At 66.9% G+C, this 15069-nt stretch carries 16 protein-coding genes and 1 pseudogene; 11 read left to right on the plus strand and 6 right to left on the minus strand.

Annotated features, from left to right (window positions below):
- The 8 genes from VFF46_RS34135 to VFF46_RS34170 all read left to right on the plus strand — a co-directional run.
- The coding region (locus VFF46_RS34135; protein ID WP_325041376.1) for a LiaF domain-containing protein at positions 1–755 on the plus strand (755 nt) is incomplete at its 5' end.
- Positions 752–940 carry a hypothetical protein gene (locus VFF46_RS34140; RefSeq protein WP_325041377.1) on the plus strand — a complete coding sequence of 63 codons (189 nt, stop codon included), beginning with the start codon at positions 752–754 and terminating at the stop codon, positions 938–940. The genes VFF46_RS34135 and VFF46_RS34140, both read left to right, overlap by 4 nt.
- Positions 941–1097: 157 nt before the next feature.
- On the plus strand, positions 1098–2234 hold the full coding sequence (locus VFF46_RS34145) for a Cmx/CmrA family chloramphenicol efflux MFS transporter (protein WP_414673124.1): 1137 nt from the start codon (positions 1098–1100) through the stop codon (positions 2232–2234).
- Between the two features lie 27 nt (positions 2235–2261).
- Entirely contained in the window at positions 2262–2462 is a 201-nt protein-coding gene (locus tag VFF46_RS34150) for a cold-shock protein (protein ID WP_132316966.1), read from the plus strand.
- Between the two features lie 312 nt (positions 2463–2774).
- Positions 2775–4793, plus strand: a complete 2019-nt coding sequence (locus VFF46_RS34155) for a hypothetical protein (RefSeq protein WP_325041379.1) — start codon at positions 2775–2777, stop codon at positions 4791–4793.
- A 107-nt stretch (positions 4794–4900) separates the two neighbouring features.
- Positions 4901–6166 carry an extracellular solute-binding protein gene (locus VFF46_RS34160; RefSeq protein ID WP_325041380.1) on the plus strand — a complete coding sequence of 422 codons (1266 nt, stop codon included), beginning with the start codon at positions 4901–4903 and terminating at the stop codon, positions 6164–6166.
- Positions 6163–7110 (plus strand): sugar ABC transporter permease, encoded by a 948-nt coding sequence (locus VFF46_RS34165; RefSeq protein WP_325041381.1) that lies wholly within the window; start codon positions 6163–6165, stop codon positions 7108–7110. Before VFF46_RS34160 ends, VFF46_RS34165 begins: the two co-directional genes overlap by 4 nt.
- The gene (locus tag VFF46_RS34170; protein ID WP_325041382.1) at positions 7111–7983 is read left to right on the plus strand and encodes a carbohydrate ABC transporter permease; all 873 of its coding nucleotides are present in this window, start codon (positions 7111–7113) and stop codon (positions 7981–7983) included.
- A 130-nt stretch (positions 7984–8113) separates the two neighbouring features.
- Here VFF46_RS34170 and VFF46_RS34175 read toward each other — a convergent pair whose 3' ends face one another.
- From VFF46_RS34175 to VFF46_RS34195, 5 genes are all read right to left on the minus strand, one after another.
- The gene (locus tag VFF46_RS34175; protein ID WP_325041383.1) at positions 8114–8935 is read right to left on the minus strand and encodes a hypothetical protein; all 822 of its coding nucleotides are present in this window, start codon (positions 8933–8935) and stop codon (positions 8114–8116) included.
- On the minus strand, positions 8932–9606 hold the full coding sequence (locus VFF46_RS34180) for a pentapeptide repeat-containing protein (protein ID WP_325041384.1): 675 nt from the start codon (positions 9604–9606) through the stop codon (positions 8932–8934). Before VFF46_RS34180 ends, VFF46_RS34175 begins: the two co-directional genes overlap by 4 nt.
- 36 nt (positions 9607–9642) lie before the next feature.
- Positions 9643–9825 carry a hypothetical protein gene (locus tag VFF46_RS34185; RefSeq protein ID WP_325041385.1) on the minus strand — a complete coding sequence of 61 codons (183 nt, stop codon included), beginning with the start codon at positions 9823–9825 and terminating at the stop codon, positions 9643–9645.
- Complete coding sequence (gene amcB, locus VFF46_RS34190) at positions 9822–10991, minus strand: cyclophane-forming radical SAM peptide maturase AmcB (protein ID WP_325041386.1); 1170 nt, start codon at positions 10989–10991, stop codon at positions 9822–9824. The genes VFF46_RS34185 and amcB overlap by 4 nt, the downstream gene beginning before the upstream one ends.
- Before the next feature lie 192 nt (positions 10992–11183).
- Positions 11184–11453 carry a hypothetical protein gene (locus VFF46_RS34195; RefSeq protein WP_325041387.1) on the minus strand — a complete coding sequence of 90 codons (270 nt, stop codon included), beginning with the start codon at positions 11451–11453 and terminating at the stop codon, positions 11184–11186.
- Positions 11454–11645: 192 nt separating this feature from the next.
- On the opposite strand from VFF46_RS34195, the gene VFF46_RS34200 reads away from it, so the two are divergent.
- From VFF46_RS34200 to VFF46_RS40695, 3 genes are all read left to right on the plus strand, one after another.
- Positions 11646–13031 (plus strand): transcriptional regulator, encoded by a 1386-nt coding sequence (locus VFF46_RS34200; protein ID WP_325041388.1) that lies wholly within the window; start codon positions 11646–11648, stop codon positions 13029–13031.
- Positions 13028–13987 (plus strand): FAD-dependent oxidoreductase, encoded by a 960-nt coding sequence (locus VFF46_RS34205; RefSeq protein WP_325041389.1) that lies wholly within the window; start codon positions 13028–13030, stop codon positions 13985–13987. Before VFF46_RS34200 ends, VFF46_RS34205 begins: the two co-directional genes overlap by 4 nt.
- A 97-nt stretch (positions 13988–14084) precedes the next feature.
- Entirely contained in the window at positions 14085–14384 is a 300-nt protein-coding gene (locus VFF46_RS40695) for a helix-turn-helix domain-containing protein (protein ID WP_414673123.1), read from the plus strand.
- A gap of 364 nt (positions 14385–14748) precedes the next feature.
- On the opposite strand, the pseudogene VFF46_RS34210 reads toward VFF46_RS40695, so the two are convergent.
- Positions 14749–15069, minus strand: a pseudogene (locus tag VFF46_RS34210) (LLM class flavin-dependent oxidoreductase); the annotation flags it as partial.

Consider the following 15069-nt stretch of genomic DNA (forward strand, 5'->3'; position numbering starts at 1 on the left):
CCCCGGCGGGCCCGTCGTCCTCGGCCACACAGCGACCCCAGGACCGCACCGTCGAACCGGTCCAGTCTGTGTGGACCGAGGACGACCCGCTCGGCCTGTACGCCGACGAGCCGGCCGCGGGCGCCCGTCCGCCGGCCGCGAGTACCCCGGCCGCCCCGCCCGCGAAGGGCATGCGCGGCGTCAAGTCGATCGTCGTCGTACTGACCGGTCTGGCGATCGCGATCGCGGCCCTGGCCGGCGCGACCACGTCCACGATGCTGGTGATCGGCCTGGCCACGCTCGGCGCGGGCATGCTGCTCGGCGGATTCGTCGGCCGCACGCTCGGCCTGCTGCCGCTCGGGATCCTGCTCGCGGTGGGTGCGGTGGTCAGTACGGTCTTCACCGCCGTACCGCGGAACTTCGCCGACACGAACTACGTGGCGCCCGTGGGCCAGACGATCACCGCGACCGGTTCGAGCTACCGCTTCGACGCCGGCTCGGTGAACCTGGACCTGACCAAGGCGAAGTTCGCCCCCGGCGCCCGGATCGAGGTGCAGGGCGGGGTCGGCGAGGTGGTCGTCAAGCTCCCGCAGAACGTCGACGTGAAGGGCGAGCTCTCGACCGAGATGGGAGACGTTGCCTTCCTCAACGAGGACCGCAGCGGCCACAATGCCAAACTGACCCTGGACGACCTGGGCGCGGACGCGAAGCCCGGCGAGCAGGTCACCCTGGACCTGAACCTGAAACTCGGCAGTATCAAGGTGGAGCGCGGATGAGCCAGCAGCGAAAGACCAGGCCGGATGTGCCCGGTGTGGTCGCGGGCACTGTGCTGACCGGTGCGGCCACGATCTGGATGCTCACCGACAACGGGGTGCTGCAGACCGACGACCTCGGGGTGACCAGTGCACTGCTGCTGGTTGCCGCGGGCCTGCTCGGGCTGGCGGCGTCCCGCCGTACGTAGGTAAGTCGGTGGACGGCGGTGGACGCCGTTCCCTAGGTTCCTGGGCGTGACCAGCCCGGAGGCGGACAGACCGTAACCGCCGGCCTCTCGACAGGCCGGAGACGACTCACGTGTGTCTTCTTACTGGTTACGGAGTACCTCCTTGTCTTTTCTGGCACTGCCTTTCGTGCTGTATCTGCTCGGCCTGGCCGTGTTCGCCCAGGCGACCTCTGAGTTCATGCTCTCCGGGCTCGGCCCGGACATCGCCCGGGACCTGGGCGTCTCGATCCCGGCGGCCGGCTGGCTGACGTCGGCGTTCGCGATCGGGATGATCGTCGGCGCCCCGGCGGTCGCGGTCCTCGGCGCCCGCTGGCCGCGCCGGCGGACGCTGCTGGTGACACTGACCGCTTTCCTCGCGGTGCACGTGGTCGGCGCGCTGACCAGCAGTTTCGCCGTACTGCTGACCACCCGGGTGCTGGCCGCGCTCGCGAACGCGGGCTTCCTCGCGATCGCGCTGGCCACCGCGACCGGCCTGGTCCGCCCCGACGCCAAGGGCCGCGCGACCTCGGTCCTCCTCGGCGGTACGACGCTCGCGTGCATCGTCGGCGTACCGGCGGGTGCCGTCCTCGGCCGGTACCTCGGCTGGCGGTCCGCGTTCTGGGCGGTCGCGCTGATCTCGCTGCCCGCGCTGATCGGGATCCTCCGCTCGGTCCCGACCCGTAGCACGGGGCCGGCGACGACCGCCCGGTTCCGGCTCCGGCCGCGGCTCGCCGTACTGCTGCTGCTCGGCGCGCTGGTGAACGGCGCCACGTTCTGCTCGTTCACGTACCTCTCGCCGGTCCTCACCGAGGTCACCGGGCTCAGGGTGGCGTGGGTGCCGGCGATGCTCGCGCTGTTCGGTCTCGGCTCGTTCGCGGGCGTGACCGTCGCCGGGCGGTACGCCGACCGTCGCGACCACCGGCTCGTACTCGTTGCCGGAGGCATCCTCCTGCTCGGCTGGTCGGCGTTCGCGCTGACCGCGGGGTACGTCGTACCGTCCGTCCTCCTGGTCCTCGTACAGGGCGCGCTGTCGTTCGCGGTCGGCTCGACGCTGATCGCGTACGCGCTGTACGCCGGGTCGGAGTACCCGGTGCTGAGCGGTGGCCTGGCGACCGCCGCGCTGAACGTCGGAGCCGCCGCCGGGCCGGTGCTGGGCGGGCTCGCGATCGGGGTCTCCGGGTTCCGCGGGCCGCTCTGGGTGAGCGCCGCGCTGGTGGCCGCGGCACTGCTGATCGGCGGCTCGATTAAGATGACTGGTCGCGAGGGGCCCGGGTGAAGCGGGTTCCGTGGTCGAGGAGATTCGATGGTGCGCGGCACCGTGAAGTGGTTCAACGCGGACAAGGGGTACGGCTTCCTGGCGGTGGACGGTCAGGACGACGTGTTCGTGCACTGGAGCAAGATCGTCTCCGACGGGTACAAGACGCTGGAGGACGGCCAGCAGGTCGAGTTCCAGATCGTCGACGGACCCAAGGGCCGGGAGGCCGACGCCGTCACTCCGGTGTGACCAGCGGTCTCGTCCGGTAACCGACAACCTGTCGTCTCACGTCCGGGTTCTCGTACTGGGGCATCGGTCCGACGATCGCCCCAAGAACGCCGAGCTGGTCGGGGTGCTGCAGCGCGACGACAGCTACCTCGCCGCCACCCGCGAACTGCTCCAGGAGCTGCTCGCGAAGCTCCCACCGACCTAACGGCCGGGGCCGTAACCGGAGGGATTGCTGCCAGTAGCGGCAAATTCCTCTGAGCCGTTGACTTCGTCACGCCGCGAGGGCTTCACTTTCGGACAGGACCGTAAATACGGCTACTCGGAGGATGTTGCATGCGATCAGTCCGCGCCTTTCTCGCACTGGCGCTCGTTGCCCTGTTTGCCAGCACGATGACTACTCCTGCCCAGGCTGGGCACACGACCCCGGTGGGCACCGTCACCTCACTCGGTACACCGCTGTCCGACGTACTGCTGCTCGGCGGCACGGTCGCGCCCGGCCCGAACGGGAAGACAGTGATCTGGAACGCGTCGAGCGGCAGCCCGGCGTACCTGAACGCCATCGACCCGGCCACCGGGGACAGCCTGCTGTCCGTGGCCCTGCCCGGAGCCGACGGCGCCTACGCGGTCGCCGCCGCCCCGGACGGCACGATCTACGCCGGTACCTACAACAACGGCCATCTGTACCGGTTGCGGCCGGGGGCGACCGCCGCCGAGGACCTCGGCCAGCCGCTGCCCACCGAGACGTTCATCCTGCGGATCACGGTCGACGAGCAGGGCAACGTGTACGGCGGCACCGCCCCACACGGAAAGGTGTTCCGGTACGACCACCAGACCGGCGCGGTCCGCGACTACGGCACGATCAAGGCCGGCCAGGGGTACGTGCGCAGCATCGACTACTGGAAGGGCAAGATCTACGCGGGGTCCGAGCCGGACGCCTACTTCTCCGAGGTCGACGTCGCCACCGGCACGGTCACCGAGATCCCGCCGCCGCCCGGCCTGGGCGATCCGAGCAACCAGGTCGTGTACGACCTGAACATCCGCGACGGCCGGATGTACGTCCGGGTCAGTACCGCACTTCCCGGCCCGATGTACGTCTGGGACATCGCGTCCCGGACCTGGGTCGACACAATCCCGAACGAGCACGGCCTGGACATCTCGCCGATCGGCGCGGACGGCGCGCTCTACATGATCCAGGCCAGCGAGCTGACGAAGTACGACCCGGCCACCAAGACGCTGACCGGTACCGGCCTGACGTTCACCGGCCGGATCCAGAACGCACGCTCGATCGGGTACGCCGACCTGAACCTGCCCGACTACCCCGGGACCAGCGTGGTCGGCACGCTCTGGCGCGGCGAGGAGTTCCGGTACAACCCGCAGACCGGCAAGTCCGAGATCTTCCAGACCAAGGTCCGCCGGGAGCCGATCGAGATCCTGTCCGTGGCCGGCGACCAGGACCACATCTACGCCGGCGGTTTCCTGAACGGCGGCGTCTCGGTCGTCGACCCGGCCACCGGGAAGGCCCAGTTCAACAGGTTCGCACAGGTCGAGTCGCTGCTGGCGGGCTCCGACGGCACGGTGTACGTCGGTGCGTACCCGGAGGCCCGCGTCTACTCGTACCGTCCGGCGCAGCCGTGGAGCAGCCCGGAGTACTCCCCCGGACCGCCCGGGACGCCGGACAACCCGAAGCAGCTGCTCGACCTGCGACCGGACATCTTCCAGACCCGCGCCCGGGCGCTGACCGAGGTGGACGGCAAGCTCGCGGTCGGCACCGTCCCGGACGGCGATCGGCTCGGCGGCGCGCTGGTCATCTACGACCTGAAGACCGGCGCCACCGAGAAGTACCGGAACGTGGTGCAGGACGAGTCCGTCTTCGGGCTGACGTCCCGGTACGGCATCGTGTACGGCGGAACGTCGATTGCCGGTGGCCTGCCGACCACCCCGCCGACCCGCGATGCGGGCACAGTGTTCGCGTGGGACGTGACGGGCAAGAAGAAGCTCTGGGAGACCGTGCCGGTTCCGGGCGCGGCGACGGTGTCGTCGGTGACGTTCGGGCCGGACGGCCTGCTCTGGGGCGTGGCCGGCAAGACCGTGTTCGCGCTCTCCCCGGGCAACGGCAAGCTCAAGCGGTCCTTCACGCTCGGTACGACGACCTCCAGCGGCGACATCGTCGCCACCTCGGAGGCGGTGTACGTGAGTATCGACCTGAACAAGATCTACCGGATCGCGCCCGGGGCGAAGTCCGTCCCGACGCTGTTCGTCGCGCACGCCCACCGGCGGCTCGGCGTCCGGGGAGATCACCAACTACTGATGACAAGTGGCTCCGAGCTGTTCCGGATTGATATCAGCCGTTGACAGCCGAAATTTACCCCGGCTAGTTTCGGTCCTGACCGTTATTCGCCGAATCCATCCGATACTGCGCTTGTTCCGGCCCTGACATCCGGACACACCCTGGGGGTGCGATGAAGTCCACCATCCGCCGCATCGCGGCACCACTCACGGCGCTCGTACTGGCCGCCGCGCTCAGTTCCTGCGGCGGCAGCGACAGCGGTAGCAGCGGGGGCAAGAAGAGCGTCACGCTCTGGATGTACCCGGTGATCGCCGACCAGGCGGCCAACGACGCCTACTGGAAGAAGGTCGAGACCGACTTCGAGGCGGCGAACTCCGGTATCGATCTCAAGGTCGAGGCGCAGCCGTGGGCGAACCGCCAGGAGAAGGTCGCGGCGGCGTTCTCCGGCAAGAAGGGCCCGGACGTGCTGCTGATGATCCCGGACCAGATCCCGCAGTACGTGGCGAGCGGCTCGCTGGAGCCGGTCGACGACGTGGTCGCGCCGGACAAGGACAAGTTCCTTCCGGCCGCGATCCCCGGCCTGAGCGTCGACGGCAAGGTGTACGGCGTACCGATCTACCACACCGTCACGACCACCATGTACAACAAGACGATCCTGACCAAGGCCGGGATCACCAAGCCGCCGGAGACCTGGGACGAGATCAAGGCGGCGGCGCCGAAGATCAAGGCCGCCGGGTACCAGACGCTCGACTACTCGGCCTCGCCGGAGGCGACGCTGAACCTCAGCTTCTACCCGCTGCTGTGGCAGGCCGGCGGCAAGGTGTTCGCCGACGACGGCAAGAGCGTCACGTTCAACCAGGCCCCGGGCCTCGAGGCACTGACGTTCCTCAAGAGTCTGTGGGACGAGGGCGCGGTCTCGAAGACGGCACTCACCGCGGTGAACACGATCGCCGACTCCGCACTCGGCAAGGGCCAGGTCGCGATGGCGTACACCAGCGTCCCGGCCGACGCCGCCACGGTGGCGAAGACCTGGGGTGCCGGGAACGTCGAGATCGGCGCGCCGCTGACGGACAAGAAGCAGGTCGGGTACGGCATCCCGGGCGGTCTGGTGCTGAACGCGGCGTCGGCCAACACCGACGCGGCGAAGAAGTTCCTGTCGTTCATGATCCAGCCGGCTCAGCTGGACGCGCTCAGCAAGGCGTCCGGCTACTACTCGCCGCGCAGCGACGCCAAGTACGAGTCGACGGACCCGAACGCGGAGAAGTTCCGGGCGGCCCTGCAGTACGCCGTACCGGGTGAGGCGAACGCGTCCGCGCGACAGGTGATGTCGGTGCTGAGCACCGAGATCCAGGCCGTGCTGACCGGCAAGAAGCAGCCGCAGCAGGGCCTCGACGACGCCGCCAAGCAGGCCAACGACCTCCTCTCGAGACAGCGTTGACGAACGCGATTCCGTCGGCGCCGGCCGCGGGCCGGGCGGGGCCCGCGAGCCGCCTCCGGAGGGCACCACGCTCCTCCGGAGGCGGTCCGCGCCGCCGGCCGTGGATCGGGCTGCTGTTCGTGGCCCCGATGCTCGTCCTGTTCGTGCTGTTCCGCTTCCTGCCGGCGATCGGCGCGCTGCTGCTCTCGCTGACCGACTACCGGATCAGCGGCAAATGGGATTTCATTGCCTTTGACAACTACACCCGGTTGTTCTCGGACAGCGTGTTCCACGAGGCGCTGCTGGTCACGGTCACGTACACGGTGATCTTCGTACCGCTGACGGTCCTGCTGTCGCTCGGAACCGCCGTACTGCTGCATCAGGTGGTGTGGAAGCGCGGGTTCTTCCGCGGCGTGTTCTTCCTGCCGTACGTGACCAGCATCGTGCTCGCCGCGGTGATCTGGAAGTGGATCTACGACGCCCAGGACGGGCTGCTGAACTCGATCCTCGGCCTGGTGCACCTCGGCCCGGTCGACTTCCTCAGCCAGTCGTCGACGGTGCTGCCGTCGATCGCGGTGACGTCGGCGTGGAAGGGCTTCGGGTACTCGATGCTGATCCTGCTCGCGGGGCTGCAGGCGGTACCGAAGTCGTACCTCGAGGCGGCGATGATCGACGGGGCGAGCACCTGGCAGCGGTTCCGGTACGTGACGCTGCCGCAGCTGCGGCCGGTGCTGTTCTTCGTGCTGGTGATCGAGACCATCGGCGCGTTCCAGGTCTTCGACGCGATGTACGTGATGACCGGCGGCGGCCCGGTGCACGCCAGCTACTCGCTCGTGTACTTCCTGTACGACAGCGGTTTCAAGTACTTCGACTTCGGCTACGCCAGCGCAACGGGTCTGGTGCTGTTCCTGATCGTGCTGATCGTGTCGCTCGTCCAGCGCCGGCTCGTCGGGAGGGACGACTAGATGGCCCAGCTCCTCGACCGGCCGCCTGTCCGGGAGGTCACCGAGTCCCGCGCCGTGCGGCGCCGCGGACCGGCCCGGCTGACGCTGCCGACGCTGCTCGCACTGACCGCGATCGTGACCGTCGTACCGTTCGCCGCGATGGTGCTGGTCGCGTTCGCCCCGCCGAGCGGGCAGACGTTCCCGGACGCACTGAACCCGGCGAACTTCACGCTGGAGAACTTCCGGAACGTGCTGTCCAGCTCGGACATCCCGCGCTGGACGGTGAACTCACTGCTCTACGCGCTCGTCTCGGTCGTGTGCGTCCTGCTGTTCGCGTCGATGGCCGGCTACGCGTTCGCGAAGAAGAAGTTCCCCGGCCGCGAGATCCTGTTCTGGGCGTTCCTCGCGACCCTGATGGTCCCGTTCCAGGCGACGCTGATCCCGTCGTACATCCTGGTCTCGAAGCTGAACTGGGTGGACAGCTACTGGGGCCTGATCGTGCCCACGCTGGCGAACTCGCAGGCAGTGTTCCTGATGCGGCAGTTCATCCGGCAACTCCCCGACGAACTGTTCGAGGCCGCCGAGATCGACGGCGCCGCGGAGTGGCGCATCTTCACGATGATCGTGCTCCCGCTGATCCGCCCGATCCTGGCCACGCTCGGCATCTTCGTCTTCCTCTGGCACTGGAACGACTTCCTCTGGCCCTTGGTGATCGGCCAGTCCGGCGAGATGCAAACCCTCACAGTCGGCCTCGCCACCCTCCAGACCCAGTCCGTCCCCATCAACCAGGTCATGGCCGGCGCCACCATCACGGTAGTCCCCAGCCTCCTGGTCTTCGGCCTCCTCCAGCGCTACCTCACCGACAGCATCGCCATGTCCGGCCTCAAGGCGTAAGCCCCCACGCGTGCTCCGCGGGCGCCTACTTCGTCGCTCTGCTCCTCAGCGCACCCACTCCGCGCGGTCCGTGGGGCGTCACGTCATCGGCTGCTCGCAGGGAGGGGGAGAACCCCTCGCCAGACGCTGTCTAGAGGCGCTCAAGGATCTCTGTCGCGTGCTGCCGGACAGGGCGGGCCAGCTCGGTCTGTTCACCACCGTCAGCAAAGCGGAGTAGGCGTGTAGCCGCAGCGAGCGTGGCGACGTGTCCACTGTGTGTGTCGAGGAACTCGGAAAGCGCTGCGCTCACTCTCCGAGCGAGGTCTGGCCTGTCGAGGCTCGTGCAGACCAGGGTTGCGGCGTCGTATCCGGCGGGTGCCCTGCCCCAGGTTTCCCAGTCCAGGATCGTCAATGTCGGGCCGGTGAGATTGCCCCAGTGGAGATCGCAGTGTGCGGTTGTCCAAGGCACCGAGGCGATGTCGAGATCGATGCCGAAGAACGCTCTGATCCCGTCGTTCACATAGTCTGCGTCGACGCCGGTCGGCGGTGCGGGGTGCTCGGCGAGCCCGTGCAGGGCCCGGTTGAGATCGGACAGCCATTGCTCGGGCAGGGCGACTTCGCGAGTGAGCGTCATGCCGGTGGACAGGGCCGCATCGGCAACAAATGTGCTGAGCTCGCCGCGCATCCTGCGCCCACTGTCCTCCCACTCTCTCCATCGCTTGACCGTGGGTTTGGGCACGCCGTGGATCGCGTTGGCAGCAAGGTTCTTCTCAAGGTAGTTGCCGTCGCCCCATTCCGGGTCGGCGTACACAACTCGGAGCCAGGCGTCCCTACCCGCATCGGTAACGCGGCAACCAACCGAGTGAAGTCGCCCCGTGTGCAATGGCTGACCGATCCGCTCAACGCCGAACTCGTGCGCGGCCCACTCCAGGTGACCGTCCATCCAGGCACGTCGCTGATTGTCGTCGGTCACCCGTCGGCCTCCTCGGCGTACCGCAGGTCAAGTTCGGACACGAGTGCCTCCGCGAGCTCCTGCCGTTGGATGACGTCGATCAGGATGCCGTTGAGGTTGCCGGCGCCGCGGATGGCGGACAGGTCGGTGTGGCGGAAGTCGAAGTCCGTGTAGGTCCCGCCGTCGAACTCCACTGCGTCGAGGGTGCAGCCCGACATGTGGCCGCCAGGAAGCTCTGACCTCTGGAACCTCACCTCCTTGAAGCGGCTGTCGACGAACACCACAGGCGTGCTTGCGCGGATCGAGTCGAAGGTCGCGTACTCGATCCGGCAGTTCTCGAAGACGACGTTGCTCCACTTGTTGTCGACGAAGTTGGCGCCGAGGATCTTGCAATCGCGGAACAACACTCGGGACAGCGCGCAGTCCATCCAGTCGCTGGACATCAGGACGCAGCGATCGATCACGATCGATTGAAGCGTCACCTGACCAAATGTCACCCGCTCGGCTTCGATCTGCCTCAGCCGGCCGCCGGACAACGTCGTGTCCGCCACAATCAAGTGGCGGACCGACCTGTCGGCGTACTCGAAATCGGTCAACGACCCAGCACCATCCAGTTCGTCGACCGCGGACAAGTCGTCGTCCTCGAAGGAAGGCTTCAGGATCCTGGCTCGTCCGTATTCTTCGATCTCCATCAGCATCCGTTCGGGACAGAGGTGATTGGGGCCAACCTACCGGTCGCGGAAGTAGATAGTCTTCTTCTTGAACGGCTTCGGCTTCTGCGCCCAGTTGTCCCAACCCGGCTCGTTGTTCCACCCAACGACTGTCGGGGGCGGCGCGTCCTGCCGTCGGGTTTCGATCATCTCTGCGACCCGGCTGTTGGCGGTGGTAGCCAGTTGCTCAAGGATTGTCATACCGCGATGCTCCTCTCGGAATGGATGTCGTGGAGTGCCAGTACCACTGCCTGTACTGAGGTCCGGCAGTGCTCGGTCTCAGTGGCCAAGAAGTTTCCGTGCTCGAAGAACCGGTTTCCGGCGTAGGCGCCTTGGCAGTGAGCGAAGAACTCGCAGGTTGCGATGCACCGCTCGATCCCGGCGCGGAACTCCTGGACGTAGCGGAGTTCCGCGGCACGACCGATGATGGTTGGAAGTGGGTCGGTGAGAACATTTCCTGCAACGAAGTCGTGATACTTCTCGCTGCGAGCACCCAGCAGTTCGGGCGAGAGCAAGACCGTGTCACCGTTCCAACCGATTGTCGGGATCGGATCGACCAGCACTCTTGCTGCTCGCGCCGCCGGGGGCAAGGCGAGGTATTCGAGCAGATGCTCGACCTCCCGCACCTTCAGCTGCCGGTTGCCTTGGCTCCAGATGAACGTCTCGCGCCAGAAGCCACGTGCCTGATCGATCGTCGGTGTCCCGTCGTGCTTGTTCGCTCCCTCCTTCTCTTCCATATTGATGCCGACGAATGGGCAGCCCAGGCTCGCGAGGAAGTCCAATAGTTCGCGCGCCCGGCCAGCGTTCGCCGTGTCGACGACTGCGATGACCGTGAACGGGATGTCTCGCTGCTCGAGCTTGGAGATCCCCGCAACAATTCGGTCGAACGCCGGCTCGCCGCGCCAGTCGACGCGATTACCGGTCATGTCGGGCGGGCCGTCGATGCTGAGTCCGATCGACACGTCGTACTCGTCGAACAGATCGCACCAAGCGTCGCTGATCAAGGTCGCATTCGTCTGGATCACGTGCATGATCCGGCCAGCGCGCCGCACCTGCTCGAACGGCGCCAACAGTTCACGCATCGCTGTGACGCCAATGGTCAGGGGTTCGCCGCCGTGCCAGACGACCTCAAGCACGCCGTCCGACGGCCACGTGTCCGGGATGCCTGACGCGATCGCTTCGGCGACAGTTGGCGACATGTCACGCTTCAGCTTCCGTGCCGGCAGGTAGCAGTACGTGCAGTCCAAATTGCATAGCGACGTTGGCTGGAGGATCAGCGCAGCTGGTTCAGCGGCCAACCACGCGGGTTGGGGACGCGCTGTCTCGGTGCTTGGGGAGTGGTCTTCGAATACTTGTACGGCGGGCATCGGCGGGTGCTCCGATCGGGTATGGGGCGGGGGCTGCACCCGCGCGGCGTGGAGGTGTAGATCAGGGGTGCCGAGCGGGTGCAGCTGAGGATGGGATCTGCTCGCTGGTCGGTGAGGTGGCGCGCGGATCCCGGTGGAACGGCAGAACGGACGCGGAGTGTGGGGACCGAGGAGAACGAAGGTTGTCCCGTCTCAGCACGTCCGCTCCGCCGGCTTGACTGCGATCACCACCTCGTGGCTGGCGCTGCGCAGATGATCGCGGATCTGGATTGGGTTGCCGAGTGCAACCAGGTGGGTGAGTGTCGGTACGACGAGCGGCAGGTCGTCGGGTTCGAGCGGAGAACCGCAGAGGTCGAAGACGGTATCGGGCGGCGCGGCCACCGAGATCTCGCAGCAGGTCGGCCAGCATGCGATCGTCAGACATGCTGCGATGCATGACACGACCAGGAGCGGCGTCGTCATCACTCGTCCTTCCATGTCCGGTCATGCCACTGGCAGACGGGCATCGGGTGCCCCGGCCGTTTCTGCTGAGCTCCGGTGCTTGCTGGGTTCTAGACTCAGCCACGCCGTCCGATTACGGGGAGGTACTAGTTGCGTCAAAAGCGTCAACTTCTGCGACAATCGTGGAGACGATGCGGAGGAGCGGGGGCTCTGGTGAACGAGGTTCTGGATGACCTTCTGCGCGAGCTGAGCTGGTCACCTCGCGTACTGGCGCGCCGCCTCAACCGGGAATTCGGCGCAGGAACGGTCGCCGAGACGGCGCCGTACCACTGGCGCGACTCGGGCGGCGTGCCTCGGCCGCCACTGCCCGCGCTCGTTGCGCATCTCCTGTCCTGTGAGCTCGGGCGACTGGTTACTGTCGGCGAGCTGTGGCAGAGACGGGCAACCGACTCCCCTCTGGTCATTCCGGCAGACGCGGGTATGCGCCAGTCCTGGACTCGAGGTGGCACGCTTGGGGCTATCGATGACTGGGTGGTGGCAGGGTTGCTGGACAGGAGACAGTTTCTGGCGATTTCGGGTGTCAGTCTGACCTCGTTCCCTGGTGGCTACCTGGCAGACGAGAAGGCCGCACGCGCCGTCATGACCGCCGGTGCAGCCGGCCCGCTGATCGAGCAGACAATTCCCTTGCTCCAAAGGCTGGATGACGCCAGCGGTGGTGGTGCTCATCTTGAGTATGTGAGCGCGCAGTTTCGCTCCGTTGCGTTGCTGCTGCGGCAAAGCAGCCAACCACATTCGGTCGAGTCCCGTCTGTTCTCGGCGCTCGCGGAGATCGGCCAGCTGGCCGGCTGGATGGCCTTCGACGCCGGCCTTCACGGCCCGGCGCAGCGCTACCTGTTCACCGCCCTTCGAGCAGCGCACGAATGTGGGTACAAGTCGATGGCCGCCCATGTCGTTGCCGATCTCGCATTCCAGGCGGCCACTCGGGAGCAGTCATCAGACGCCGTGGCTCTCGGTGAGTTCGCAGCCAAGATCGCCGAGCGTGCCCCCGCGAGCGTACGTGCGTCAGTTCAGACGCGCTTGGCCTACGGATACGCCGTGGCTGGCGATCTGTCCGCGTTCGAACGGGCTCACAAGAGTGCGCTCGACGTGCTAGCCAGCAGCTATCGTTCAGACGACCCTGCATGGATGTACTACCTGACGCCTAGCCATCTCGACACACAGGCTGGTTACGCCCTGACGCACGTCGGCACACTCGCTTCGGGCAACGGCAGCCCATCCAACGGCCGTTCGATGCTGCGTGCAGGGGAGAAGCTCCTGCGCCGAGGTGCGTACGACAGACCACTCGCCGATCAGGCGCAACGTCGCGCGCTCTTCGAGGGGGCGTGGCTGGCGACCGCGGCTGCCGGTCGTGGCGACTTGGAGGAGGCCTGCATTCTTGGACGCACGGCCGTCGCGCGAACAGCCACGGTGCGCTCGGCTCGAAGCCTCGATGTGCTGGGCAAGCTCGCGGCGCGGCTACGGCGAGCCAAGCGCAACGAGTACGTCCGCGACTTCCTTCCATCCCTTGAATCCTGTATTCGGAGGGGGTCGGTGTCGTGAAGCAGCCGGTCGTTGTCGTCGGTGCTGGCGTGATTGGTCTGACCACCGCCGTACGGCTGGCAGAGGCAGGCAATCAGGTCGACGTGGTCGCCGCCGAGCCGCCTCGAGCTACCACCTCTGCCGTGGCCGGTGCCCTGTGGGGGCCGTGGCTCGTCGAGCCACGCGAACGTGTGCTTCCCTGGGCTGCCCGCAGCCTGGAGGTTCTGCGCGAGCTAGCCGACAACCCGAAGTCAGGTGTTCGGGTGGTGAAGGGCATCGAAGTGTCCCGAACGAGCTACGGCCCACCGGACTGGGCCAGTCTGCTGCCTGACCGGACGCCCTGCGCCGTCGAGGATCTCCCGACCGGCTACGGCCACGGCGTCCGGTACAGCGCGCCGCTGGTTGACATGCCAGTTCACCTCGACTATTTGCTTGCCAGACTGCAAGCGGCCGGCGGGACGCTGACCATCCGGCAGTTGACCTCACTGGATCAGGCTGGCGCAGACTCGCATACCGCGATCGTGAATTGTTCGGGTATCGGTGCCAGGCAACTCGTTCCTGATATGGATCTGCTTCCGGTTCGTGGCTACCACGTAGTAGCTGAGAACCCCGGTCTCACGGAGTTTGTCGAAGCCGATACTGGGGACTCATCCGACTTGCTCGCTATCTATCCGCACGGCGATCATGTGATTCTCGGTGGGACAGCCGAGCCTGAGGTCTGGAACCGCGACCCAGACGCTGCGATCGCAGCTGCCATCATCGACAGGTGTATCACGCTGGAACCTCGCCTCGCTCGTGCCACGATTCTCGAGCATCGAATCGGCCTGCGGCCGACCAGACCCACGGTTCGTGTCGAGGCGGAGCGATCAACGACCGGGCGCCTGATCGTTCATAACTATGGGCACAGCGGAGCCGGCGTCAGCCTCGGCTGGGGCTGCGCAGATGAGGTCGTGACATTACTCGCGGTTGCCATCTGAGTCGTCGGCCCCATTCCGGGGACAGCCCGCCGGTTCACCTACCTTCACGGGGGCCGGTGCCGACGGCAGAAGAGAGGAGCAACGCGCTGACCGGGCCGTGCAGCTGAGCGATGAAGCCACGGGTAGCCGGCCAGGCCTAGCCCAGCAGCGCAAGGTTGCCGGGCTGAATCAGGAGCGCCCAGCTGAACAGCTCGGCGTCGACCGCTCCACAGTCGTTCGCTGGGAAGCCGGCGAGACCGAAACCCAGCCGTGGTTGCGGCTCAACCTAGCTGAGACTCGGCATCACCATGGAGCACCTCCGGGACCTCCTCACCGTTGCGGCAGCCCCGGCGAAGGTTGCCGGAATCCCTGTCCTGGCGTCGATGGCGGCCTCGCGCCCGCCCGCAGGGTGAAATGACCACTGTTCCCGATCTCTCGGGTCCGGGGCCGGGGCCGGGTCTATGACATCTCAGTGAGTGTTCACGGCCGCGTAGACAACGTTCGCGCGACGATACGGGGGCTGGCGTATCTATCTGACCACGTCCGCTCGTAGAACAGTCGCGGCGGGCTCACCACAGTCGGTCGGGTAGTCACTCGCGAGCGCAGCGAGCAGACCGCGGGCGGCAGCCCGCAACTCGCCGGCGGCAGCCGGCAACTGGTGCTCCGGGCGGCAGCCCGGGGGTGGGTGGGAGCGCGCGGAGCGGGCGCGTCTGAGGAGCGCAGCGACGAAGCTAGCGGCTGCGTAGCACGCGGGGGGCTTTCCTACACACGCGTTGGCTTTCCTACAGCAGGTCGCCGAAGTTTTCGATCGCGCGCAGGGTGTCGGCTTGGGTCATGCCGGGGGGCTGGATGCGGAGGATGATGCCGTCGGCGCCCATGGCCTCGTAGTGGTCTAGGCGGTCGGCGCATTCGGACTGGGAGCCGATGATGCTGCGGGCGGTGATGTCGTCCCAGCCCTGGGTGTAGCGGGCCGCGTCGGTGGAGGTGCGCTTCCAGCCGGTGTACGCGTCGTACAGGTCCCGCAGGGGCTCCTCGAGCGCCGTACGGGCTTCCTGGGAGGTGTTGGCGCAGTAGCCTTCGCGGCAGAGGATGACCTCGTGGCC

Origin of the sequence: Kribbella sp., assembly GCF_035655035.1 — a bacterium.
GTDB lineage: Bacteria > Actinomycetota > Actinomycetes > Propionibacteriales > Kribbellaceae > Kribbella.